23 protein-coding genes and 3 tRNA genes are annotated in these 25,314 nt (G+C 46.2%); 20 read left to right on the forward strand and 6 right to left on the reverse strand.

The genetic code is table 11. The features are described 5' to 3' along the window. The first annotated feature begins 83 nt into the window (after window positions 1-83). The 8 genes from alaS (at window position 84) to ASC40_RS04685 (ending at window position 7,060) form a co-directional block, all read left to right on the forward strand. A complete protein-coding gene (alaS, locus tag ASC40_RS04650; RefSeq protein ID WP_055438620.1) occupies window positions 84-2,684 on the forward strand; it encodes an alanine--tRNA ligase in 2,601 nt (866 codons plus the stop codon). Between the two features lie 251 nt (window positions 2,685-2,935). After that, a complete protein-coding gene (gene csrA, locus ASC40_RS04655; RefSeq protein WP_055438621.1) occupies window positions 2,936-3,133 on the forward strand; it encodes a carbon storage regulator CsrA in 198 nt (65 codons plus the stop codon). A 198-nt stretch (window positions 3,134-3,331) separates the two neighbouring features. Then, a tRNA-Ser gene (locus ASC40_RS04660) sits at window positions 3,332-3,424 on the forward strand. Window positions 3,425-3,436: 12 nt separating this feature from the next. Beyond that, a tRNA-Arg gene (locus ASC40_RS04665) sits at window positions 3,437-3,513 on the forward strand. 26 nt (window positions 3,514-3,539) lie between these two features. Further along, a tRNA-Arg gene (locus ASC40_RS04670) sits at window positions 3,540-3,616 on the forward strand. A 267-nt stretch (window positions 3,617-3,883) separates the two neighbouring features. Further along, a complete protein-coding gene (locus tag ASC40_RS04675; RefSeq protein ID WP_055438622.1) occupies window positions 3,884-4,123 on the forward strand; it encodes an OadG family protein in 240 nt (79 codons plus the stop codon). Between the two features lie 11 nt (window positions 4,124-4,134). Continuing rightward, the gene (gene oadA / locus ASC40_RS04680) at window positions 4,135-5,925 is read left to right on the forward strand and encodes a sodium-extruding oxaloacetate decarboxylase subunit alpha (RefSeq protein WP_055438623.1); all 1,791 of its coding nucleotides are present in this window, start codon (window positions 4,135-4,137) and stop codon (window positions 5,923-5,925) included. 4 nt (window positions 5,926-5,929) lie between these two features. Next, window positions 5,930-7,060 (forward strand): sodium ion-translocating decarboxylase subunit beta, encoded by a 1,131-nt coding sequence (locus tag ASC40_RS04685; protein WP_055438624.1) that lies wholly within the window; start codon window positions 5,930-5,932, stop codon window positions 7,058-7,060. Window positions 7,061-7,124: 64 nt separating this feature from the next. Here the strand turns inward: ASC40_RS04685 and ASC40_RS11920 are convergent, their stop codons facing one another. Together ASC40_RS11920 and ASC40_RS04690 are read right to left on the reverse strand one after the other, a co-directional pair. Further along, window positions 7,125-7,298 carry a hypothetical protein gene (locus ASC40_RS11920; RefSeq protein WP_169782084.1) on the reverse strand — a complete coding sequence of 58 codons (174 nt, stop codon included), beginning with the start codon at window positions 7,296-7,298 and terminating at the stop codon, window positions 7,125-7,127. Further along, window positions 7,295-9,412 (reverse strand): response regulator, encoded by a 2,118-nt coding sequence (locus tag ASC40_RS04690; protein ID WP_055438625.1) that lies wholly within the window; start codon window positions 9,410-9,412, stop codon window positions 7,295-7,297. The genes ASC40_RS11920 and ASC40_RS04690 overlap by 4 nt, the downstream gene beginning before the upstream one ends. A gap of 162 nt (window positions 9,413-9,574) precedes the next feature. Here ASC40_RS04690 and gshA point away from each other — a divergent pair, with 162 nt between their 5' ends. Both gshA and ASC40_RS04700 read left to right on the forward strand, forming a co-directional pair. After that, window positions 9,575-11,173, forward strand: coding sequence for a glutamate--cysteine ligase (gshA, locus tag ASC40_RS04695; RefSeq protein WP_055438626.1), 1,599 nt, complete (start codon window positions 9,575-9,577; stop codon window positions 11,171-11,173). Window positions 11,174-11,188: 15 nt separating this feature from the next. Further along, a complete protein-coding gene (locus tag ASC40_RS04700) occupies window positions 11,189-11,800 on the forward strand; it encodes a transglycosylase SLT domain-containing protein (protein WP_055438627.1) in 612 nt (203 codons plus the stop codon). Window positions 11,801-11,823: 23 nt separating this feature from the next. Here the strand turns inward: ASC40_RS04700 and ASC40_RS04705 are convergent, their stop codons facing one another. Continuing rightward, window positions 11,824-13,092 (reverse strand): HlyC/CorC family transporter, encoded by a 1,269-nt coding sequence (locus ASC40_RS04705; RefSeq protein WP_055438628.1) that lies wholly within the window; start codon window positions 13,090-13,092, stop codon window positions 11,824-11,826. Window positions 13,093-13,178: 86 nt separating this feature from the next. Then, entirely contained in the window at window positions 13,179-13,970 is a 792-nt protein-coding gene (locus ASC40_RS04710) for a cytochrome C assembly family protein (RefSeq protein WP_245622209.1), read from the reverse strand. Window positions 13,971-14,136: 166 nt separating this feature from the next. Between ASC40_RS04710 and ffh the strand changes: the two genes are divergently transcribed. The 6 genes from ffh (at window position 14,137) to tyrA (ending at window position 18,799) form a co-directional block, all read left to right on the forward strand. Next, window positions 14,137-15,510, forward strand: coding sequence for a signal recognition particle protein (gene ffh, locus ASC40_RS04715; RefSeq protein ID WP_055438630.1), 1,374 nt, complete (start codon window positions 14,137-14,139; stop codon window positions 15,508-15,510). Between the two features lie 107 nt (window positions 15,511-15,617). Further along, complete coding sequence (gene rpsP, locus ASC40_RS04720) at window positions 15,618-15,866, forward strand: 30S ribosomal protein S16 (protein ID WP_055438631.1); 249 nt, start codon at window positions 15,618-15,620, stop codon at window positions 15,864-15,866. A 28-nt stretch (window positions 15,867-15,894) separates the two neighbouring features. After that, on the forward strand, window positions 15,895-16,425 hold the full coding sequence (gene rimM, locus ASC40_RS04725) for a ribosome maturation factor RimM (RefSeq protein ID WP_055438632.1): 531 nt from the start codon (window positions 15,895-15,897) through the stop codon (window positions 16,423-16,425). Continuing rightward, window positions 16,425-17,201, forward strand: coding sequence for a tRNA (guanosine(37)-N1)-methyltransferase TrmD (trmD, locus tag ASC40_RS04730; protein ID WP_055438633.1), 777 nt, complete (start codon window positions 16,425-16,427; stop codon window positions 17,199-17,201). The genes rimM and trmD overlap by 1 nt, the downstream gene beginning before the upstream one ends. A gap of 20 nt (window positions 17,202-17,221) precedes the next feature. Further along, on the forward strand, window positions 17,222-17,581 hold the full coding sequence (gene rplS / locus ASC40_RS04735; protein WP_055438634.1) for a 50S ribosomal protein L19: 360 nt from the start codon (window positions 17,222-17,224) through the stop codon (window positions 17,579-17,581). Between the two features lie 99 nt (window positions 17,582-17,680). Further along, window positions 17,681-18,799: a bifunctional chorismate mutase/prephenate dehydrogenase gene (gene tyrA / locus ASC40_RS04740; RefSeq protein WP_055438635.1), complete on the forward strand. Its 1,119-nt coding sequence runs from the start codon at window positions 17,681-17,683 to the stop codon at window positions 18,797-18,799. Here tyrA and ASC40_RS04745 read toward each other — a convergent pair. After that, window positions 18,770-19,150, reverse strand: a complete 381-nt coding sequence (locus tag ASC40_RS04745; RefSeq protein ID WP_055438636.1) for a response regulator — start codon at window positions 19,148-19,150, stop codon at window positions 18,770-18,772. The two genes, tyrA and ASC40_RS04745, sit on opposite strands and share 30 nt — an antisense overlap. Window positions 19,151-19,214: 64 nt before the next feature. On the opposite strand from ASC40_RS04745, the gene ASC40_RS04750 reads away from it, so the two are divergent. Then, window positions 19,215-19,847, forward strand: coding sequence for a cytochrome b/b6 domain-containing protein (locus ASC40_RS04750; RefSeq protein WP_055438637.1), 633 nt, complete (start codon window positions 19,215-19,217; stop codon window positions 19,845-19,847). Between the two features lie 15 nt (window positions 19,848-19,862). Here ASC40_RS04750 and ASC40_RS04755 read toward each other — a convergent pair whose 3' ends face one another. Beyond that, entirely contained in the window at window positions 19,863-20,333 is a 471-nt protein-coding gene (locus ASC40_RS04755; RefSeq protein WP_082432453.1) for a c-type cytochrome, read from the reverse strand. 125 nt (window positions 20,334-20,458) lie between these two features. On the opposite strand from ASC40_RS04755, the gene ASC40_RS04760 reads away from it, so the two are divergent. The 3 genes from ASC40_RS04760 (at window position 20,459) to ASC40_RS04770 (ending at window position 25,303) form a co-directional block, all read left to right on the forward strand. Next, window positions 20,459-23,551 carry an amidohydrolase family protein gene (locus ASC40_RS04760; RefSeq protein WP_055438638.1) on the forward strand — a complete coding sequence of 1,031 codons (3,093 nt, stop codon included), beginning with the start codon at window positions 20,459-20,461 and terminating at the stop codon, window positions 23,549-23,551. An 11-nt stretch (window positions 23,552-23,562) separates the two neighbouring features. Continuing rightward, window positions 23,563-24,849: an amidohydrolase family protein gene (locus ASC40_RS04765; protein ID WP_055438639.1), complete on the forward strand. Its 1,287-nt coding sequence runs from the start codon at window positions 23,563-23,565 to the stop codon at window positions 24,847-24,849. A 148-nt stretch (window positions 24,850-24,997) separates the two neighbouring features. Then, a complete protein-coding gene (locus ASC40_RS04770; RefSeq protein ID WP_055438640.1) occupies window positions 24,998-25,303 on the forward strand; it encodes an STAS domain-containing protein in 306 nt (101 codons plus the stop codon). The last annotated feature ends 11 nt before the right edge of the window (window positions 25,304-25,314 follow it).

Raw genomic sequence — 25,314 nt, forward strand, 5'->3', positions numbered from 1 at the left:
CGATTCATTCGTGGTAGCATTTTGCGCTATCTTTAGTCAAAAATTGACATCTATTAATTCCAAATTGTCACAGGAAGTAGTCCATGCAAATGACCAGTGCGGAAATTCGTGAAGCGTTTCTCGCGTTCTTCGCTGATAAAGGCCATCAACGTGTCCCATCAGCTTCGTTAATTCCAGGAAACGACCCAACGCTGCTATTTACGAACGCCGGTATGGTGCCGTTTAAAGATGTATTCTTAGGCGACGAACATCGTGATTATAACCGAGCTACGTCAGCGCAACGTTGTCTACGCGCAGGGGGTAAGCATAACGATTTGGAAAACGTGGGTTACACGGCTCGCCACCATACATTTTTTGAAATGCTCGGTAATTTTAGCTTTGGTGACTATTTTAAGCGTGAAGCCATTCAATATGCGTGGGAGTTTTTAACCGGCGTATTGAAGCTACCGAAAGAAAAACTCTGGGTAACCGTATTCACCGAAGACGACGAAGCCTACAACATTTGGGCCAACGAAATTGGCGTACCTACCGATCGTATTTCCCGCATTGGCGAGAAGGATAACTTCTGGGCAATGGGCGACACCGGACCCTGTGGCCCATGTTCAGAAATTTTCTTTGATCACGGCGACGACGTTTGGGGTGGACCTCCTGGTACACCGGAAGAAGACGGTGACCGTTACATTGAAATTTGGAACTTGGTATTCATGCAGTACAACCGTCAAGCCGACGGTACCTTGCAACCATTACCAAAGCCGTCAGTAGATACCGGCATGGGCTTAGAGCGTATTGCAGCAGTGATGCAACACGTACATAGCAACTATGAAATCGATCTGTTCCAAGCGCTTATTCACGATGCTGCAAAAATTATTGGCACCGATGAACTAAACAATAAATCATTGCGCGTTATTGCCGACCACATTCGTTCATGTAGCTTTCTCATTGCCGACGGGGTGCAGCCATCTAACGAAGGTCGCGGGTACGTGCTACGTCGCATTATTCGTCGCGCGGTGCGCCATGGCAGCATGCTTGGCGCCAAAGGCACGTTTTTTTATAAGCTAGTTGCTAGCTTAGTGGCTCAAATGGGTGCCGCTTACCCAGAACTAAAAGCTAAGCAGCAAGTTATCGAGCAAGCCTTGCAACGCGAAGAAGAGCAGTTCGGCAAAACTCTAGAGCGCGGTTTAAGCATTTTGAATGATGCGCTGGCCGAGCTAAAAGGGGATGTGTTGCCAGGTGAATTAGTGTTTAAACTTTACGACACCTATGGTTTCCCCATGGACTTAACCGCCGATATGGCGCGTGAAAAAGGCCTGACAATTGACGAAGCAGGCTTCCAGCAAGCGATGGATGCACAGCGTCAACGGGCACAGCAGGCATCTAATTTCGGTGTCGACTACAACGAACGCTTAAAGTCTGCGCAAAAATCTAAGTTTTTAGGGTATACCGACGTGTCTGCAACCGCTGAGGTTGTTGAGTTGTTCGTTGACGGTGAACGTGTGCAAGAACTGCCGGCAGGCGCTAAAGGCATTGTGGTTCTCTCTGAAACGCCGTTTTATGCAGAAAGCGGTGGGCAGATTGGTGATACCGGTACCTTGGTAGCTAATGGCAACGAATTTACCGTCGTTGACACCCAGTATATTGGTAAAGCCATAGCGCATCATGGTACGGCTGCAAATGCATTAAAAGTTGGTGATAAGGTTGCTGCACATGTTGATGCACAGCGTCGTGAAGCTGTAAAACGTAACCACTCAGCAACGCATTTATTGCATGCTGCACTGCGAAACCTACTTGGTGAACATGTCACGCAGAAAGGCTCGTTGGTAACCGCTGAACGTCTGCGTTTTGACTTTTCTCATTTTGAGGCGGTAAGCGCAGAGCAACTTGATGCCATTGAACGTCAAGTCAACGAAGAGATTTATCAAAACCATACCGTTGAAGCCGCGGTCATGCCGATTGAAAAAGCCAAAGAAGCGGGCGCGATGGCATTGTTCGGCGAGAAATATGACGATGACGTACGTGTATTGCGTATGGGCGACTTTTCCATGGAGTTATGTGGCGGAACTCACGTAAACCAAACTGGCGACATTGGTATGTTCCGAATTGTTTCAGAAGCTGGCATTGCCTCTGGCGTTCGCCGTATTGAAGCGGTTACCGCCGCCGGTGCCGTACAGTTTACTCTGCAACAGCAACAGCAATTGCGTAAAGCTGCGGGCATGTTAAAAACAGATACCGCGCATGTGGCTGAAAGATTACAGCAGCAGATTGATCGTAGTCGTCAACTTGAACGTACTATTGATGACTTAAATCAGCAAATGGCTGCGCAAGCTGGTTCAAGCTTAGTTGATAGTGCGATAACTATTGCTGACACCAAGGTGATTATTGCGCAGGTGAGTAATGTTGAGTCTAAAGCATTACGTACCATGGTGGACGACTTGAAGAACCAGTTGCAGTCAGGCATTGTGATACTAGGTTTAGCTGTTGAAGATAAAGTAAGTTTGATTGTTGGGGTCACGAAGGACCTAACAGGGCGTGTTAAAGCTGGCGACGTGGTAAACGCAGCTGCTGCCGAAGTTGGTGGCAAGGGCGGCGGTCGTCCCGATTTGGCGCAAGCAGGCGGTAACGACGCTAGTAAGCTTGATAAGGCATTGCAAGCGGCACAAGCCAAGCTTGAATTATTGCTTGGATGAAAGATACGCTAAAAAATTGCGGTAGACTGCATAATGGTGCAGTTAAGAGAGCAAACTAGGCGGCTGTGTTAGCATGAATTCCTTGCTAGAATAACCGTTTACTTGCAAAACACGATGAATAGCTATGCAAAGAGTCGTGACTCTTATAACAATTGTGATATATTCACTGTGTACTAAAAAAACAGGCTGATGGTGCGGTGATGTTCTATACTGAACCGCATGGGAAACGGAAGTAGGGAAGGAGTAGGCTCATGTTGATCTTAACCCGCAGAGTGGGTGAGACCTTAATGATAGGTGATGAGGTCACAGTCACAGTATTGGGTGTTAAAGGAAACCAGGTGCGTATTGGGGTGAACGCACCAAAGAATGTTTCTGTACACCGTGAAGAAATTTATATGCGTATTCAAGCTGAGCATCAAGACAGCGAGAAGCCAGAGAACGACAATTAATCTTACTTAAAAGCTGATCTTTTTAGGTCGGCTTTTTTGTTTATTTGAAGTCGTTATAAATTTCAATTTAATAGAAAATAGCGGTTTATGCCGGATTTTTGCTCGAGATGTTCAAAATTCCCACAAACGAACTGTTATTTCTAAAAAATCGTTTGACATATTTCTCAAGGTCGCTAGAATTCAACGCCACAAGTAAGCGGTGAGGTGGCCGAGAGGCTGAAGGCGCTCCCCTGCTAAGGGAGTATAGGGTTTGTAGCTCTATCGAGGGTTCGAATCCCTCCCTCACCGCCATTTGTCAACAACGCACTCGTAGCTCAACTGGATAGAGTACTCGGCTACGAACCGAGCGGTTGGAGGTTCGAGTCCTCCCGAGTGCGCCATTTGTTGACAAGCCAAACTCAAAAACGCACTCGTAGCTCAACTGGATAGAGTACTCGGCTACGAACCGAGCGGTTGGAGGTTCGAGTCCTCCCGAGTGCGCCATATCTCTGAAAGTCGAAAACGATATTAGCTATTAGATATTAGATATTAGCTAAAACCTAAATACCCGCGACATCTAGCCAATATCGTTCTAGCCCTTTTCCTAGTATCCAATATCCAATATCCAATATCCAATATCCAATAGCTAATATCGCTCTTGATTTTTAATATCGCTCTTGCTTATACCCGTAACAGTCCGTTTTTGAAGATGTTGTGTTATGCTGATAAACAACTCAAATTAAATAACAAACGGATGGACGTGGACCTGTTATGAATGGGCTAATATCTGAAGCATTTGCAATTATGGTTACCGGGATGGTGACAGTATTTGTTTTTCTTACGATTTTGATCGGCGCAATGAATGTATTACGTATCATTGCTGATAAGCCTGACGCTGATGGCGAGCCAGGCTCAGCTGCTGCATCAAGCCCGACTGCGCAACAGCTAGCAGCAATCACTGCAGCTGTGCACCAGCATCGTCGTGCCACGAATCCGCAAAACAACAAGTAAGGAGCGCTTAAATGTCGAACCCGTTAAAACTAACAGAACTGGTATTTCGTGATGCGCATCAGTCATTGCTCGCTACACGTTTTCGTCTCGACGATATGCTACCAATGGCAGAGAAGCTGGATAATATGGGTTATTGGTCCATGGAGTCGTGGGGCGGAGCTACATTTGATGCCTGTATTCGTTATTTAGGTGAAGACCCTTGGGAACGTATTCGCGAAATTAAAAAGGCCATGCCGAAAACGCCACAGCAGATGTTGTTGCGCGGTCAAAACTTGTTAGGTTACCGACATTATGCAGACGACGTCGTGCGCCGTTTTGTTGAGCGCGCCCGTGAAAATGGCGTGGATGTGTTTCGTATTTTCGATGCGATGAACGATGTACGCAATTTAGAAACGGCTATCAAAGCAGCAAAAGACGTTGATGGCCATGCGCAAGGCACGATGTCGTATACGGTTAGCCCTGTTCATACATTAGAAAAATGGCTTGAAATGGCGAAGCAACTTGAGCAAATGGGTTGTGATTCGCTATGTATTAAAGATATGGCTGGTTTGCTGCGTCCTGAGCCGGCGTTCGAGTTAATTTCAGCACTGAAGAAAACCGTTGATATTCCAATCGCCATGCAATGTCACGCCACAACAGGGTTAAGCACTGCAACCTATCAGAAAGCCATTGATGCCGGCATTGATATGTTGGATACCGCTATTTCGTCAATGAGTATGACTTACGGGCACTCGGCCACAGAAACCATTGTCGCAATGACCGAGGGTACCTCACGTGATACCGGCTTACGGTTAGATAAGCTCGAAGAAGTGGCTAGTTACTTCCGTGATGTACGCAAAAAATATGCGCAATTTGAAGGGTCATTAAAAGGTATTGACGCTCGTATTTTATTAGCGCAAGTACCTGGTGGCATGTTGACCAACATGGAAAATCAACTGCGTGAGCAGGGTGCGATAGACAAGTTTGAGGCGGTACTCGAGGAAATTCCACGGGTACGAGAAGACCTTGGTTTTATTCCGCTGGTAACACCTACGTCACAAATTGTTGGCACACAAGCCGTGTTAAACGTGCTCAGTGGTGAGCGTTATAAATCGATTTCGAAAGAAACGCGTGGTGTATTACGTGGTGAATATGGTGCTACTGCAGCCCCTGTAAACAAAGAATTGCAGCAGCAGGTGCTTGAAGGCGATGAGCCTATTACAGTTCGCCCGGCTGACTTAATTGACGATGAGCTAGAAAAACTTACTCAAGAATTGCAGGCTAAAGCCAAAGAAGATGGCATTAAGCTGGCAGAGGCAGAAATTGACGATGTGCTGACGTATGCGTTATTTCCACAAATTGGTCTGAAGTTTTTGAAGAACCGTGGTAACCCAGATGCGTTTGAGCCGGCTCCATCTGCAGGTAGCGCTGTAAGCAATGATCAAACTTCAACAAACCCTTCAGCAGGCTCTGCGCCAAGTAACGGCGAGGCGGCGGTTTACGACGTTAAAGTTGACGGCAAAGTATTTACCGTTGAAGTAGCGCCGTCAGGGCAAATTGTTTCGGCAGCGCCGGCGACCACATCAACCGCAACGCCAACAAATGCTGAAAGCCGTGACGTGAAAGCGCCGCTTGCAGGCAACGTGTTCAAAGTTCAAGTCAAGCAAGGGCAACAAGTAAAAGCCGGCGATGTATTGATCATTCTTGAAGCCATGAAAATGGAAACCGACATCAAGGCTGAGCATGATGGTACCGTCGCGCATATCCAAACCAAGGAAGGCGACAGTGTTGCGGTTGGTGATGTTCTGTTGACTTTGGAGTAACCGCATGGAGCGCTTATTAACGTTATGGGATAGCACCGCTATTGCCGCCTTTACTTGGGGTGAAGGCGTGATGATGCTGGTTGGTGCGTTGTTGCTGTACCTTGCTATTCACAAAAAATTTGAACCACTACTGTTATTGCCGATCGGTTTTGGTGCCATATTAGCGAATATTCCGCAAGCTGGGTTTACCGATCCCGGTGGTTTGCTGTATTACGTTTATTACGTAGGTATTGAAACCGGCGTATTCCCGCTGCTGATTTTTATGGGGGTTGGTGCGATGACGGATTTCGGTCCGTTATTGGCTAATCCGCGTACCTTGTTGCTTGGTGCGGCTGCTCAATTTGGTATTTTTGCAACATTACTGGGGGCCATTGCGTTAAATGGCTTACCAGGGTTTGACTTTACCTTAGCGGATGCCTCGGCCATTGCAATTATTGGTGGTGCAGATGGCCCAACGGCCATATTTTTGGCGTCACGGTTAAGTCCTGATTTGCTTGGGGCAATAGCGGTTGCGGCTTATTCATACATGGCTTTGGTACCAATTATTCAGCCGCCAATTATGAAATTACTGACTACCGAAGCCGAGCGTAAAATTCAAATGAAACAGTTGCGGCCGGTAGCGCGTAAAGAAAAAATACTTTTTCCATTGGCGGTGCTGTTGCTCACCTTATTGTTTTTACCAACGGCGACGCCACTAGTGGGTATGTTCTGTTTGGGTAACTTAATGCGCGAAGCGGGTGTTGTTGACCGGCTGAGTAAAACAGCACAAAACGAGCTCATTAATATTGTTACTATCTTTCTTGGTTTGGCCGTGGGCTCTAAGCTCTCCGCTTCTGAGTTTTTGTCACTACAAACCTTAGGTATTTTAGCTTTGGGTGCTGTGGCGTTCGGTGTTGGTACAGCTTCTGGAGTATTGATGGCGAAAGTACTGGCTAAGCTTAGTAAGCAACCGATTAATCCGTTGATAGGTGCCGCTGGCGTTTCTGCCGTACCGATGGCTGCGCGCGTCGTCAATAAAGTTGGGCTAGAGGCCAACCCCCAAAACTTCCTACTCATGCACGCAATGGGGCCAAATGTGGCGGGTGTACTTGGCAGTGCTGTCGCTGCGGGTATTTTGCTGGCGTTGGTTGGTTAACCTTTGTTAGAACCATAAAATGCGCTCTGGGCACTGGTTTTACGAGTGCTCAGAGCTCTTGGGTTTAACGGCCTGTAAGCCACAGTAGCAAACTATAAATGACAGCGATAAACCCACTAAAAATAGCAATATAAATAAAGCCTTTTAAACCCTGCTTTAGGCTCCAACCGTTTATTCGTAAGTAAATTAGCCAAATGACACTTAACAATAGTGGAATGAGAAATAGAAATCGTGTCATGAGCGTTTTCCTGTTATTTGCTGACGTTTATGCCATAAAACCAAGTCAGTTACAGATTGATGTGCTTGTTCTAGTAACGGATCAAGTTGCGTAATGTGATCGGCCACTTCACCAATTTCACCAGCAGCCATACTTTTTTCCAGTTTTGCCGCGACGCTTGAGAGTTTTACGAAGCCCAGGTTGGCGGCGGCTCCTTTTAGAGAATGGAAAAATCGCTTCGCTTGTTCGTGTTGGCCTTTTGAAAGAAACTCAACCACTTTTTGGGGCGCCTGTTGGTACTCGCTATATAGCCGATCAACAAGACTTTGATAAAGCCCCATGTTGTGCCCTAAACGCTCAAGCGCAGCGTTAAACTCAATGCCTTGGCGACTTGGATAAACAATACTTGGCGTTACTTTCTCGACCACTTCTTGCGTCGTCGATGCCTCGTAGTCACCTCGCAAACACCATTTTTCGAGCGCCTGATGTAACACCTTCTCGTCTATAGGCTTGCTAATGTGATCTTGCATACCAGCAGCTAGCGAACGTTCAATATCTTCACTGCTACTATTTGCTGTCATCGCAATGATAGGCAGTTGTTGATATGAAAAATAGCTACGAATTTTTTCCGCAGCAGTAAGCCCATCCATAACCGGCATTTGAATATCCATAAGCACCAGCGCGTACTGCCGGTTTTGCACCATGGATATGGCTTCTTCTCCATGTCGAGCAATGTCTACCTGCAGCCCAGCATGCTCTAGCATTTCGCGAGCTATTAATTGGTTAATATCATTGTCTTCAACCAGCAACACAGGCGCGCTACAAATTTCGTGTAAACGATTATCAATAGTCGCTGGGCGTTGTTCGTTACTTATCGCTAAGGCTGAACATAGAACGCGCAACAGTCCAGAGCTGGTGTATGGTTTGACAATATATTCCGCCACACCTAAGCGTTTACTTTGTTCAATCATATCTTGGGCATGATAATTGGTGGCCAAAATGAGCTTAGGTGTTTCTTCATGACATTCACTAAGTACTTCCTCACAAAACTCAAGCCCGCTCATGCCCGGTAATTGCCAGTCAACGATAACAGCATCGTAGTTGTGTTGTTGAAGTAACTGTAGTGCCTCTTCAGCGCTGCGGCAGGTACTTATTTGCACATTGTAGCTGCGTAATAGCTCGGTAAGCATTTCTCGAGTTGTTAGGTTGTCTTCTATCGCAAGAACGCTCTTGTTTTGCAGGCGCTGAATTAAGGTATCGCGATTGGAAAGATCTTGAGTTTGTTGAATAGGAAGTCGCAATTCAAGAAAAAATGTCGAACCCTGACCAACACTACTGGTAACCCCTAAGCCGTGCTGGTTTATCAGTTTGACAATACGTTGGCTAATTGCCAAACCAAGACCAGTTCCACCAAACCGACGCGTAGTTGAGCTGTCGGCTTGGGTGAATGCATCAAAGAGCCGTGCGCGCTGAGCTTCGTCCATGCCTATTCCAGTATCGGTCACCGAGATACGCAAATAAACCTCATCAGAATTCATGTCGAGCAGAGTAACAGCCACTACAATTTCGCCGTTGTCGGTAAATTTAATCGCATTACTGACTAAATTAACCAACACTTGATTTAAGCGTAGCGGGTCGCCAATGAGGCGAGTGGGAATATTGGTTGGCAAATTGATGATAAATTCGAGGTTTTTGTCGTAAGCTTGGTAGGCAAACATGTCTGCAAGGTTACTTAACACTTCTTCTAAATCGAAGGGAATAGATTCGATGGTTAATTTGCCGGCCTCGATTTTGGCAAAGTCGAGCATATCATTAACGATACCCAGCAAAATGCGCGAAGAGCTCTCAATAGAGCGCAAGTAGCCGCGTTGCTGCTCGTCGAGGTGTGTCTTTAAGCTAAGTTGTGTCATTCCCAGAATTGCATTGATGGGAGTACGTATTTCATGACTCATATTTGCCAAGAATTCACTCTTAGCTTGGTTTGCGGCTGCAGCGTCTTGCAACTCACGTTCGCGCTCGGCTAAACGGGTAGCGCTTATTGAACCGTCATCGTTTTGCTGGGTTGAAAAGAAACGTTGGCACAACCTTTTAAAAAAAGACTGAGACAAATGTGCTTGTTGCCGCTGTTTAGTCATATTTGACGATAAACCTTTGGTAAACTTTATGAGGTCTATCATGCCACGGGGAGGGAGCGCTGCCAATGCCAAACCATGATCAACTGCAATGGACGAAAGCGCAATAAAACAGTACTATTTCGCTATAACTTATGGCTTGACGATATAAGGCAGGGAAAAAATTTGCAGTCATTATTTGCCGATGCGTTAGCACAACTTTCGCGCCCCGAAAATTCACATGCGCTTCGCGACATTCACCGTGGTGTGGAACGTGAAACTTTACGAATTACCAAGCAGGGACGGCTGGCGCCGACAGGGCATCCAAAGCAGCTGGGCTCGGCGTTTAAACACCCATTAATTACCACCGATTATTCGGAAGCTCTAATGGAGTTTATTACGCCGGTTGCCAATGATATTTCGGTAACAATGCAGCAGCTCGAAGATATTCATGCGCATGTGTACCGTCATTTGGGCGATGACATGTTATGGCCGCTCAGCATGCCATGTTTTGTCGGTGATGAGAAAGATATTGTCATCGCGCAATACGGCAGTTCTCACAGCGGGCGGATGAAGACTTTATATCGCCAAGGTTTAACCCACCGATATGGTGGGGCGATGCAGATTATTGCTGGGGTGCATTATAACTTTTCGCTTCCAGAAAGCGTGTGGAAAGTTCTCGCCCAGCAGCAGGGTGAATCGCTGAGCCAATCGTTTATTTCACAGCGTTACTTTCACCTTATTCGCAACTACAAGCGTGTTAGTTGGGTGATACCTTATTTATTCGGTGCTTCACCGGCAATTTGTAAGTCATTTTTGCAGCACACCGAAGATAACATCGAGTTTTCCGAAATGGGCAAGGGTACCGTTTATAGGCCTTATGGTACTTCGCTGCGTATGAGTGACTTAGGCTATACCAACAAAGAACAAGCCGATCTAAAAATTACCTACAATACCCTTGAAGAATATGTGGCTGGGCTGCGTCGGGCTATTTCTACACCATCTACAAGGTTTAGAAAAATTGGCGTTAAAGTAGATGGTGAGTATCGCCAACTGAACAGTAATATTCTACAAATAGAAAATGAGTTTTATTCGCCAATACGGCCCAAACGGGTAACGCGAGCAGGGGAAACACCAACACAAGCACTAGAGCGCGGTGGCGTTGAGTACATTGAAGTGCGCGCTTTAGATGTAAACCCATTTAGCTCTGTAGGTATTACTGCAGAACAAATGCGCATGTTAGACGTATTACTTGTGTACTGTGCTCTAAAACCAAGCCCTGAGTTGAGCTGGGATGAACAGGTGTTAACTGATAAGAACTTTAATCGAGTCGTTATGGATGGTCGCAATCCACGCTTGACCCTGTTAGAACAAGGTTATGAGCGGCCAATATCTGACTGGCTTGAAGAACTGTTTGCAGACTTTCATGAAGTGGCCACGCTGTTAGATAAAGCGCATCAGTCAACAGATTTTTCCCTGGCAGTAACCGCTCAGTATCGCTCAGTTCTAAATCCGGAACTGACATTGTCTGGGCAGTTTATGGCTCTGTTAAAAGACAACAAATGGGACAACAGCGAGTTGGGCATGCAGCTTGCAAAAAAATACAAAGAGCAGTTAACGTCAGCCTCATTACAATACTTTACTGAGCATGAGTTTGAGAAATTACGAGATGCATCAGTGACTGCTCAACATGAACTTGAACGACAAGACGCAAGTACAAGTTTTGATGTGTTTTTACAGGAGTATTTCCGGCGTGCTAAGTGCAAAACACCAGCCTGTGATTAGTCGGAGTGGTAAGTAATGAAGCTTAAAGTATCGCTTTTAACGACTGCGTTTATTCTAACAGGGTGTGCTTCGGCGCCACCTAAAGAACCAGAAAATCTTTGTCGGATTTTTTATGAAAAACGCGATTGGTATGATGCCGCTGCAGATATGCGTGACAAGTGGGGCGTGCCTATTCAAGTGCCAATGGCCATGATGTACCAAGAGAGTTCATTTAAACATGATGCAGTGCCGCCTCGAGATTATATTCTTTGGATTATTCCTTGGGGGCGTGTAAGCAGCGCGTATGGTTATTCTCAAGCAAAAACTGGAACTTGGGATGATTACGTCCGTGAAACCGGTAATTCGTGGTCATCACGTTCCGATTTTTCTGATGCGATCGATTTTATGGGCTGGTTTATTAGCAAGACGCATCAAATTAATGGGGTATCCAAGTGGGATGCTTACGGGCAATACTTAAATTACCACGAGGGCTGGGGCGGCTACCGTCGGCAAACCTACCGTAACAAACAATGGCTGGTAAACACTTCGCAGCGCGTAAAAGAACGCGCTAGTCGCTATGGTGCACAACTACGTAGTTGTGAAGAAGACTTGCAGCGTGGATGGTTATGGCGTTTATTTTTCGGTTAAACGCCATAACGTGATAACGGCTGTCATTGGTTAGGTAAAAAGCGTACTAACTTAACTAAGTTATCGCTACTTTCGACAATTTCTAGCGCGTAGCCGTTTATGCGCAAGCACAAAGGCGCCTGCGGAATATCGCCAAGTTGCTCGATAATCAGTCCACTGACAGTTTTTGGACCATCGGTCGGTAAGTCCCAATTCATTTCTTTGTTTAATTCACGAATATTGGCAATGCCCTCAACCAAGACTGAACCATCTGGTTGAATTTTGGATGTTTCGCTCGGAGCTGGCGTGATATTGGTAGTAAAGTCCCCAACAATTTCTTCCAATATATCTTCTAGGGTTACTAACCCTTGAATATCGCCGTATTCATCGACGACTAAACCAATGCGTTCTTTATTACGTTGAAACTTCAGCAACTGCACGTTTAGCGGTGTTCCTTCTGGAATGTAATAAATATCACGCGCCGCGCGAATTATTTCAGACTTGTCTATATCTGAATTATTCTTGGTCATAATTTGCATGATGTCGCGGGCATGCAAAAATCCAATGGCGTCATCTATTTCATTGCGATAGAGCAAAATGCGGGTGTACTGAGCTTGGCCTAGTTGCTTGATAATTGATTTAACGTCGTCTTGTACATCAATCCCAGAAATATCAGCACGTGGAATCATCACATCTTCTACTGTGACTTTCTCTAAATCTAAAATACTCAAGAGCATTTCTTGGTGACTTGATGGAATCATTGAGTTGGCTTCATTGACCACGGTACGCAGCTCTTCTGAGCTCAAGGCATCGCTGCCGTTTGCCGCGCTGGGGTTTATTCCCAGTAATCGCATAAAACCATTGGTTATAAAATTCACCGCCGCAACAAATGGATACATAATCGTTAGCAACGGTTTCAAGATGATTGAACTTGGAAATGCTACTCGTTCAGGGTGTAAGGCAGCAATTGTTTTCGGCGTTACTTCTGAGAAAATCAAGACAACTAAAGTTAAGCCAAATGTTGCAACAACAATACCAGCATCACCAAATAAGCGCAGACAAATTATGGTAGCAATAGAGGATGCGGCAATATTGACCAGGTTGTTACCAATTAGAATCAGCCCGATTAGCCGATCGGGGCGATCTAACAAATACTGCACGCGGCTTGCACCGGCATTTCCTTGCTGGGCGAGGTGGCGTAAACGATAACGGTTGACCGACATCATGCCGGTTTCCGAACCCGAGAAGTATGCGGAAAGCACAAGCAACACCCCTAGAATGATAAAGAGGGTTGCGGTGGATATCTCGTCCAAAAAATAATCCTATAACTTAAAACTGAACGCTTAATTTAGCCAGATGACATCACAAGTCAAGTGATTCAGCACGAATAAGCCTACAACTACATCGAAAGTAGAATATCTTTCACAAAACGGCTGCCAAAATAGGCAAGTGAAAGTAGCGTACTTGCAACCACACTCGTAATGACTAAGGCCTTACCACGGGAATGCTTAACGGCGTGTAAAAACAGCACCACAACGTACATAGTAAATGCGACTAGGCTCAATATTGTCTTGTGAGCTTGGCCTTGAGCAAACATGTCATCTAAGAATAGGAAACCACTTAATATCGATACAAATAACAATAAAGTTCCGGTGCTTAATAACCGGAAAAAATATCGCTCAACCGTCATTAACGGTGGTAAGTAATTAATAACTAAATGACTACGATGGTGCTTGAGTAAGTAATTCAAATACAGCAACTGAATAGCATAAAGAGTTGCTAGCATTAGCACCGCATAGGCTATCAACGACAGTACGATATGAATGACAAGGCTTTGACTTGCCCCCAGCTGTGCGCCCCAGTTTGCCGGGCTAATAACCATTAAAATGACACTAACAGCAGCAAATACGTAGATGATAGGGGTTAATAATAGACCGCCTACTTGCCGCGCTCGAACAAAAGCAAGTAATGACAGGAACAATGAGACAGTACTTAAGCTGGTTGTAATATTGAGATGATCAAAATGATCATAATTTAGATATTGCCAAAGTAACCCCGCATGGCTGGCAATTGCTGCTAACGGCATGGCCATAGTAAGCCAAGTTGACACCGTTGAACGACTCAGCTGGCGCCATAATAGGACGGCACTTAAGCCGTATAAAAAAACAGTTATTGGAAGCAAAATGGCCATGTTCATTATCGTTTTATTGTGCCGCTGAAAAAGAATAACCTCAGTATATGCATTGTGTTGGCGAAACCCAATAGGATCAGGAAACTTTGCTTGAATTAAGATATACTCGGCGCCATATCGTTATCAATGTTTATAGACAGTCACCTAAGAAAGTGAGCGAATTCGCATGTTTGAGAACTTAAGCGAACGGTTGTCGCAATCGTTAAAAAATATTACTGGTCGCGGTCGTTTAACCGAAGACAATATCAAAGACACTTTGCGTGAAGTGCGTATGGCGTTATTAGAGGCCGACGTAGCCTTGCCTGTGGTGCGAGAGTTTGTCAGCCGCGTCAAAGAACAAGCCTTAGGGGCTGAAGTTAATAAAAGCTTAACGCCTGGCCAAGTGTTCTTGAAAATTGTACAAAAAGAACTAGAACACGCCATGGGTGAGGGCAATGCCCCGATTAATTTAGCCGCGCAGCCACCGGCTGTAGTGCTGATGGCTGGTTTACAGGGTGCTGGTAAAACCACCAGCGTGGGCAAGCTAGCACGTTTTCTACGTGAAAAGCAGAAGAAAAAAGTATTGGTGGTTAGTGCCGACGTATATCGTCCAGCCGCCATTAAACAGCTTGAAACCTTGGCTGCCGAAGTTGAGGTTGAGTTTTTCCCATCGTCGACCGAACAGAAGCCGGTGGCCATAGCACAGGCAGCTATTGACCACGCCCGCAAGAAATTTATTGATGTGGTGTTGGTGGATACCGCGGGTCGTACCGCTATCGACGACGCCATGATGGATGAAATTAAAGCGTTACATCAGACCATCAACCCAATTGAAACCTTGTTTGTAGTTGATGCCATGACTGGCCAAGATGCCGCGAATACCGCCAAAGCTTTTAGTGAAGCGCTGCCATTGACCGGTGTTATTTTGACGAAAACAGATGGTGATGCTCGTGGTGGTGCCGCGCTTTCTATTCGTCATATTACCGGCAAACCGATTAAATTCTTGGGCGTTGGTGAAAAGAACACGGCCCTCGAGCCGTTCCATCCTGATCGCGTGGCTTCACGTATTTTGGGCATGGGCGACGTACTGTCGCTTATTGATGAACTTGAAACCAAGGTTGATAAAGCCAAAGCCGAAAAAGTTGCTCAAAAGGTGATGAAGGAAGGTAAGTTTTCACTAGAAGACTTCCGCGATCAGCTTGCTCAAATGCGAGATATGGGCGGCATGATGGGGCTTATGGATAAATTACCGGGTATGGGCAAAATGACAGCCCAAGTGAAAGGGCAGCTTGATGATAAGGTAACGGTTCGTATGGAAGCCATTATCAACTCAATGACGCCTAAAGAGCGTCAGCACCCAGACTTAATCAAGGGCTCGCGTAAGCGTCGTATTGCGCTTGGCTCTGGCACGCAAGTGCAGGATGTAAACAAATTGCTGAAGCAATTTATGCAGATGCAAAAAATGATGAAGAAAATGAAAGGCGGCGGTATGGCGAAGATGATGCGCGGCCTTGGCGGAATGGGCGGGAAAATGCCCCCAGGAATGTTCCCGAAACGCTAGTAAAAACTTGCATTCGGACCAAATTTCGGGTAAATTCCACGACCTCTTCGACCCCGGTCGGAGACTTTTTTATTTACTTAACATTAGAAACTGTATCGAGGAACGTAATGGTAACCATTCGTTTACAACGTGGTGGCGCTAAAAAACGCCCATTCTACCAAATGGTAGTTACTGACAGTCGCAATGCCCGCGACGGTCGTTTTATTGAAAATGTAGGCTTCTTCAACCCGGTTGCTCGCGGCCAGGAAGAAAAACTACGCGTAGACTTAGATCGTGTTGATCACTGGGTATCTAACGGTGCTTCATTGTCTGAGCGTGTAGCGAAGTTAGTTAAAGACGCGCGCAGCGCGGCTTAATTAAAGTTTTATTCCGAATTGGGTGACTATGAACAATCCTGCACAAACCGTCGTTGTTGGTCAACTTGGCGCAGTATATGGCGTAAAAGGCTGGATAAAAGTTCAAAGTTTCACTGACGATCCGGAAGCCATTTTTGAATACCGTCCTTGGCAACTTGTATTACAAGGCAAGGCGCAAGCAGTTCAAGTCGAAGAATGGCGTCGACACAATAAAGGACTGATTGCAAAGCTAGTTGGCGTAGAAGATCGTGATCAAGCCCACCGTTTCACGGGTGCTGAAGTTGTGATTTCTGCCGAGCTGCTACCGGAATTGCCAGAGGATGAATTTTACTGGCGCGATTTGATTGGTATGACCGTAGTAAATACTGACGGTTATAACATGGGAGTCGTTGACCAGTTAATGGCCACGGCATCGAATGATGTGATGGTGGTGAAAGCGAACAGCAATGATGCATTTGGTCGTTCTGAACGTTTGATTCCGTTTATTCAGAGTCAGTACGTGCAAGAAGTCGACAAAGAAAACAAGCGCATTATTGTGGATTGGCCGTCGGACTTTTAATGACTGCGAACTTACAGGTTGGGGTGATCAGCCTTTTTCCTGAAATGTTTCAAGCCATTACCGAGAACGGTGTGACCGGCAGGGCAGTGCGCGATGGGTTATTGGATATTCAATTAGTCAATCCGCGTGACTTTACCCATGACCGCCATCGTACCGTTGATGACCGCCCATATGGCGGCGGGCCGGGAATGTTGATGATGGTGCAACCGCTGACCGATGCGATTGCTGCCGCCAAACAACAACTCGGGGCCGATACCAAGGTGATTTACATGTCACCTCAAGGTCGCAAGCTTGACCATGCGGGCGCACAAGAATTAGCGCAACATGACAAGCTTATTCTAATTGCCGGTCGCTATGAAGGCATTGATGAACGCGTAATAACGCGCCACGTTGATGAAGAATGGTCGATTGGTGATTACGTGTTAAGTGGTGGTGAATTACCGGCCATGGTGATGATCGACACGGTTGCACGCTTGATTCCTGGGGTTCTTGGGCATCAAGATTCAGCCAGTGAAGATTCGTTCGCTGAGGGCTTGCTAGATTGCCCACACTATACACGACCAGAAATCTTAGATGGTGAGGCGGTTCCTGCTGTATTACTCAGCGGTAACCACGAAAATATACGTAAGTGGCGTTTGCAACAGTCTTTAGGTAGAACCTGGTTGCGCCGCCCTGAATTGTTAAAACACCTAGCTCTGACTGACGAACAGAAGCTGTTATTGGATGACTTCATTCAGCAACACCAAGACGCTTCTGATACAGGTTCGGGCAGTTAATCTAGGCAAGTGAGGCTATCATGGCAAAAGTAAATCAAAATTTGATCAAAGCGATCGAAGACGAGCAGTTGAAAACCGACCTTCCGGCGTACGCGCCAGGTGATACAGTGGTCGTTAATGTTAAGGTTGTTGAAGGTAACCGTGAGCGTGTTCAGGCATTTGAAGGCGTGGTTATCGCTAAACGTAATCGTGGCTTACACAGCGCAGTAACCGTTCGTAAAATCTCAAACGGCGAAGGCGTTGAGCGTACTTTCCAAGTACACAGCCCAATTATTGACAGCATCGTTGTGAAGCGTAAAGGTGCGGTACGTCGTGCTAAGCTTTACTACCTACGCGAGCGTTCAGGCAAATCTGCACGTATTCGCGAGAAGTTGTCTTAATAAGCATTTGCTTAGACGAAAAAACCCGCCGCTGGCGGGTTTTTTTATGGTACAAATGCACACTGATGTGTGTCGTTTAGTCGCTGTGGAGCTGTTGTGATGTCAAACTCTGAACTCGAGCTAGAAAGTTTACGCCAACGTATTGATGAAACCGACAGTGAGTTGGTGCGTTTACTATTGCAACGGCGCGAATTGGCCGCGCAAGTTGGGGTTGTGAAGCGACAGTTAGGTCAGCCACTGTATGTTCCTGAACGCGAAGAAAAGATGCTCAAAGCACGGCGCCAACAAGCCGCCGATATGGGCTTATCAGCGGACTTAATTGAAGATGTGTTGCGCCGAGTTATTCGCGAGTCATACCAACAGCAACAAGCAGCTGATGTACACCTGCAAGACAAGAACGTGGTAGTGGTCGGTGGCGCTGGTGCCTTAGGTAAGCTTTTTGTACGCCTTTTTGAATCTGCTGGCGCAGTAGTGAATGTGTTAGATAAAGACGACTGGGCGCTAGCGCCAATTTATTGTGCTGATGCCGATTTGGTATTAGTGGCCGTGCCCGTTGCCTTAACCGAAAGCGTCATTGAACAGTTGCCCACACTGCCACCGAGTTGCATATTGGCTGATGTAACTAGTATTAAGCGTCGACCGCTGGCGGCCATGTTAGCAAAACACAGCGGGCCTGTGGTTGGCTTGCACCCTATGTTTGGGCCGCAGCAGGCGACCCTAGCCAAGCAGTTGATGGTGGTGTGTCATGGTCGCGAAGAAGACAGCTATCAATGGTTGCTGCAGAGTATTCAGCGCTGGGGAGCGCAGTTGCATCACATTAATGCAGAACAGCATGATGATGCGATGGCTTTTGTGCAGGTGTTACGGCACTTATCAACTTTTGTTTACGGCGCTCATTTGGCCGAAGAACATGCTGATGTGCAGCAGTTACTCAATCTTAGCTCACCCATTTATCGTTTGGAACTAATGATGGTGGGGCGACTATTCGCGCAAAACGCCAATCTTTATGCTGATATTATTTTATCAGAGCCAAGAAACTTTCAGATGTTACGTAGGTACGTGCGTTTGTTTGAGCAAGTTATCAATCAGCTTGAAAATGGTGAGAAGCACGAATTTGTTGAAACTTTCGCCGAAGTTAGGCGTTATTTCGGCGAATTTTCAGATAAGTTTTTAGTCGAAAGCCAACGCCTACTCGATACAGCTGGCGATTCGCAATAAATCAGCCAACTCAGTTGGCTGTACTGGCTTGTGCAAGCGTTTATTAATACCTGCGGCTTCGCAGCGCTGCCCAAAGTCATTGCCTTGATGGCCAGTAACCATAGCGGCTAACGGCAGCTGTTCACCAAGCTTTTCGGCAAGCTGACAATAAACATCGATACCGTCAATATCTGGTAGTTCATGGTCAAGCAAAATTAAGCGAGGTCGTTCTGCAAGTGCAATGTCGATAGCCTCTTGACCCGATTGAGCGGTTAGTATTTGTACTGGATATTGACCGACCATGGCTTTTAATACTTCAAGTGAAATAAAATCGTCATCAACAATCAATACTTTATTGGCTGAGTTGCTCATTTTACTATCCTATACTTCACTGCAGGTAAGTTATGAATACTATTGAACATAAGGAAGCATCAAAATGCAACGGGTAAAAATTTGGGATAGCTTTGTGCGCTTGAGCCATTGGCTAATAGTGCTGCTAGTTGGGCTTATGTGGTTTACCGCAGAAGAAGGGTATATGGAATGGCACTTGCGCTTGGCACCTGTGCTTGGGGCGTTGGTAATAACCCGCGTGCTGTGGGGGGTGTTTGGCAGTGAATCAGCGCGTTTTTCATATTTTTTGAAAGGGCCAAAAGCTGTTGTTCATCATCTTAATGAGTTAAAGCAAGGCACGTATAAACCATCCAATACCCATAACGCAGCCGGAGGCTGGGCTGCGGTGCTACTATTATTGTTACTGGTACTGCAGTTTGCTACAGGTTTATTCGCTACCGATGATATTTTTTATTCGGGACCTCTGGCGAGTTCAGTTAGCTCAGGTTTCAGCGAGGTCGCTAGCGACTTTCATGAAATAGCATTTAATATTTTGCTGGCGCTCGTTATTGTGCATGTCATAGCAATAGTACTTTACCGTATCAAAGGTATTAACCTTATTGCTGCCATGTTGCATGGGTATCGTGAAGGTGTTGTTGCACCGCGTTTGGTATCTGGCTTACTAGGAATAATTGCGGCAGCAGTTATTGCTGCCGCACTTTTCTATTGGATTAACTAACACTAAATTAAGTGATTAGTCTTTGTATTGGTCGTGGCAGCCTTTGCAGTTGCGTGCTGCGGCCATAAAGGCTTTGCGAATATCACCTTGGTCGCCGGCTGCGGCAGCTGCTTGCAGTGCCTTAGCGTCATTTTGTAGTTGCTCAGCGCGCTCTACAAAGTCATCCCAATTGTCCCAGATAGCGGGGAGTGCATCGGTGTTGTTGCCTGGCTGTGCGCCCGGTTGACTAAAACCTATCCACGGAATTGCGCTAAGTGCGGCAAAATCATTGGCGCGTTCGGTAAAAATAACGCCGTCAAATTCAATGTCACCTTTTACCATGTCACCCATAACTGCGAAGTTGTTTTGCATAATGGACAATGCTTTTTGACGATATTCAACAGCTTTGTCTGCATTGTTAAACGCGTGCTGAGCAGCTGCTGAAAATGACATGGCTAAAAGTGTTGCGCTTACAAGCCCCATTCCTAATTGTGCTGTAAATTTCATAGGTTGCCTCTTTTGTGTTGTTTAACGACTGCAATACGCTTTTCATCCCTAAACGGATTGCGCCGAACTGCAGATCCCCAGTACTGTAAGCATAATAACCAAAAAATCCACGAAAGGGGAACCAGATGAACGGGACGAAACACCTCAGTAAGCTGACATTGGCTGTTTGTGCCGCATTGCCGCTAGTTGCCGCTGCCTCACAAACTACGCCAGTGCGAGGCTTGCATGATAACTCTTCAAGCTATGTTGCGTTACAAAATGCGACAATTTATACCGAGCCAGGAAAAAAGCTTGAGAATGCGACACTTGTGATACGTAACGGAAAAATTGTGAGTGTCGCAAAGAATAACCGAGCTCCTGAAGGTGCGCGAGTCATTGATGCGAGTGGACATACTATTTATCCGGGTTTTATTGATGCTTATAGCAACTACGGTGTTCCCGAAGCTGAAAAACCTGAGCGCGCCCCATACCGCAGTGCGACTCCTCAATACAATAACAAGCGTGAAGGCGGAAACGCGTCGAATGATGCTATTCATTCTCAGTTAGACTGGGTCGATGAATTCGCTACCAATGTAAAGGGTGCAAAAGACTACATAGAGCAAGGTTTTACCGCGGTACAAAGTGCTCGTATGGATGGTATTTTTCAAGGCCAAGCAGTGACTGTGTCGTTGGCAGACACCATTGCTAATGACGCTGTGTACAACCCGCGCGCGCGGCACTTTGGATCATTCGATAAAGGTTCATCGCTGCAGCAATATCCTTCCTCGTTAATGGGGTCAATTGCGCTTATACGTCAAACCTTGGCCGATGCAAATTGGTATGAGCAGGCGTATGGAAAAGATGCGCACAACGGTCCAGTCGAATACAACGCAGCATTAGCTGAGCTAGCAAATATTGAACAAGAAGGCATGGTGTTTAAAGTGAGCGATGACAAGTCGCTATTGCGCGCTCACGATGTGTTTGCTGGGTTTAAAGTTCCTATCACTTACGTCGGTTCGGGCTATGAATACGCCCGCATAAATGCGATAAAAAATACTCAAGCCTCTGTCATTTTACCACTGGACTTCCCAGCAGCGCCTGACGTAAAGGGTGTTGATGACCATCTAGATGTTAGTTTGGCTGATCTTCGACACTGGGAAAGAGCTCCCGGTAATGCTGCGGCGCTTGCCCAAGCAGACATCGACTTTTCCTTTACGTTACATCAGCTCAAAAAAGCCGATGACTTTTGGCCAAACTTACGCCGTGCTGTACAGCATGGTTTAAGTGCTGATAAAGCCTTAGCAGCGTTGACAACAGTGCCGGCAAAAATTGCCGGTGTTAGTGATAAAGCTGGTAAGTTAGCGCCAGGCTATATGGCAGACTTTGTGATTGCTGAAGGTGACTTGTTTATCAACGGTGAGATTAAATCCGTTTGGCTACAAGGTTCGCAGGTTGAGTTAGCGCCAATGCATCAAGCTAACTTTGGCGGCACACTAACATTGAACATTGCTAACCAAGACGCGCAATTGAAAATAACCGATGGTAAGCGAGTGTCCGGTTCATTGTTGGTTGGCGAACAAGACAGCAAGTTACGTGACGCAAAGCGTGATGAATCAATGCTAGAGTTTGTGGTAGACGCCGAATTCGCAGAGCTAAAAGGGGCTTGGCGTATGCGCTTAGAGCAAGCCGCAGAAGATAAATTCACCGGCATAGCCATTGCTCCAGATGGTCGCCAGTTACCGTTACAAGCCGAGCGCACTGAGGCTGCAGAAGCGACGAAAGAAAACGACACACAATCATCAGCCGATTATTTAAGTCGTTTAACTTTCCCGAATGTAGCTTACGGATTAGACGGCCTGCCTGAACGGCAAGACATTCATATTAAAAATGCCACGGTTTGGACCGCTGATGAGGCTGGCGTATTGGAAAACACCGATGTGCTGATTCGTGATGGCGAGTTTTACCGAATTGGAAAAAACTTAAGCACGCCGCGCGGCTATACGGTCATTGACGGTACTGGCAAGCACATTACGCCAGGTATTATCGATGAGCATTCACACATTGCTATTGACGGCGGTGTGAACGAAGGCTCAGAAGCAATTACTGCAGAGGTGCAAATTGGTGACGTGGTGAACTCGGATGATATTCATATATATCGTTCGTTGGCAGGCGGAACAACCATGGCGCAATTGCTGCATGGTTCGGCGAACCCAATTGGTGGTCAAGCGCAAGTGATTAAGTTGCGCTGGGGTGCTGATGCAAACACCTTAAAGTTTGATGCGGCGCCGCCGAGCATTAAATTTGCGTTAGGCGAAAACGTCAAGCAAAGCAACTGGGGAACGCAATATACTGTTCGCTACCCACAAACTCGTATGGGCGTTGAAGCAGTTATGCGCGATGGCTTTATCGCAGCACGTGAGTACCAACGACGCGTTGATGCATACAACAAGTTAAGTCGTAGTGAAAAGGCCAAAACAGCGCCACCTCGCACAGATTATCGCTTGGATACATTGCTAGAAATTCTGAATAGCGAACGCTTTGTGCATGCGCACTCGTATGTGCAATCGGAAATATTGATGCTTATTCGCTTAGCAGAAGAGTTTGATTTTACCTTAACTACCTTTACGCACATTCTTGAAGGTTACAAAGTAGCCTCAGAAATGGCGAAACATGGTGCAGGTGGCTCAACATTTGCTGATTGGTGGGCGTATAAATTTGAGGTTTACGACTCGATTCCGCAAAACGCCTGCTTGATGGCAAATAAAGGTGTACTAACCAGTATCAACTCGGACAGTAATGACTTACAGCGTCGTTTAAATACCGAAGCGGCTAAGTCAGTAACCTATTGTGGTATGTCGGAGCACGAAGCCCTGCAAATGGTAACTTTAAACCCGGCGAAGCAGCTTAAGGTAGACCAATACGTAGGTAGCATTAAAGCCGGCAAACACGCTGACTTTGTGGTGTGGAACGGTCACCCATTGAGTGCTTATTCACACCCAGAGCAAACGTGGATTAATGCACGTAAATACTTTGACCGTGAGCGTGACCAGGAATTGCGTGCGGCATTAGAAGCTGAGAAGCAAAGCTTAGTGCAAAAAGTGTTAGCTAGCCCAGAAAGTGCGCGCAATGGCAATGGCAACGGTTACAAAAAACCGCAGCCAACATGGCATTGCGAAGACAATCTAGACGTGTGGAGTGACCAGTTTACTTTGCATGGCGAACACTTGCATTCACACTAAGGAGAGCAACAATGAAAAAACTAATAACTACTGTAGTTGCTGCCAGTTTAAGTGTGGCAGCCGCAGCTCACGATATGGTACCTGGCGAGCCTCAGTCGCAGCCAATATTGCTGCAAGGCGGCACGTTGCACACGGTAACTCAAGGGGTGCAAGCGAACACTGATATTTTATTCGAGAATGGCAAGATCACCGCTATGGGTGAGAACCTTGCTGCCCCCGAAAACGCGCGCGTGATAGATGTGAGTAACAAGCATGTCTATCCAGGTTTAATCGCCTTGGACACCACACTTGGTTTGATTGAAATAGAAGCGGTAAGGGCAACCAATGACACGCGAGAAATTGGCAATATTACGCCTGAGGTAAGTGGTCACACTGCTTATAACCCTGACTCTGAGGTTATCCCGACAATTCGCTACAATGGTATAACGCATGCTGAAATTGTGCCGCAACGTAACTTAATTGCAGGCCGTTCAAGCTTGTTGCAAACCGACGGCTGGACTTTCGAGGACGCTGCCGAAGCGTTAAACGTTGGGGTTCATGTTAACTGGCCGCGGGCAGGCTTGAATACTGCATGGTGGGAGCGTCGTTCTGCCGAAGAACAACGTAAGGCAAATGCAGAAGCTCTCAAGCAATTGAAAAAAGCTTTCATTGACGCAAAAGCGTACTTTGATGCTAAACAAGCTGGCAAGCTTAACGGTACCGACGTACGTTGGGAAGCAATGACCGGGCTGTTTGATGGGTCAAGCAAACTGTTTGTACACGCTCACGACCAACGCCAGTTAGAGCAAGCAATTGACTTTGCAAAAGAGCAAGGGTTTGAGTTAGTGCTGGTGGGGGCGCGTGATGCTTGGCGTATTGCTGACCAATTGGCTGCCGAGGACATCATGGTTGTGTACGGCGAACCATACGGTTTACCAACACGACACGACGAAGCCTATGATCAAGCCTATGCAACACCGGCAGCGCTTGCTGCGGCAGGTGTAAACTTTGCGATAGCCTATTCAACCGGTTACTGGGATATTCGTAATCTAGCATTCGCTGCGGGTAACGCTGTGTCTTATGGTTTGTCAAAAGAACAAGCATTGGCCGCTATTACCATTAAGCCTGCTGAGGTGATGGGAGTTGCCGATAAAATAGGCTCGCTTGAAGTAGGCAAAAACGCTTCATTGTTTGTGTCAGAAGGCGATGTTATGGACCATCTTGGCCAACAAGTACAGTTGATGTTTATTGATGGCGCTGAAGTTGACCTTAACAATCGTCATAATCAGCTTTATCAAAAATATCGTCAAAAGCCTTAATTCTACGCTTAGGTATAAAGCGGTAGCAAAAAGCCGGATAACTATCCGGCTTTTTTATTGTTTTTTTCTGTAAAGTCAAAAGTAACTATTGTGTTAAGGTGCTTCAATTGGCAGTATTTCACTAGAGCGTTATTACGAGGATACACACATGCCATTACACCGCCAGTTTGCCAACGACGGCAAAGAGCTCATTATTGCAATAAAAGGGAAGTTCGACTTTGGGCTAGTACAGGAGTTTCGCCAAGCTTATGGCGATGTTGGTGATCAACAACCGACAGTGTTTATCGATTTGCGAGAGACGGAATATCTGGATAGCTCAGCGCTGGGTATGTTGCTCAATATGCGCAAGTCTCTTGGTAAGTCAGTAAAGGCAATTCATATTATTAATTGTCGCCCTGAAGTGCGAAGTATTCTTGATATTTCACGTTTCGATAAATTATTCGTTATTGAATAATGTGGCTTTAA

The sequence above is a fragment of the Pseudidiomarina woesei genome, from assembly GCF_001418345.1.
GTDB lineage: Bacteria > Pseudomonadota > Gammaproteobacteria > Enterobacterales > Alteromonadaceae > Pseudidiomarina > Pseudidiomarina woesei.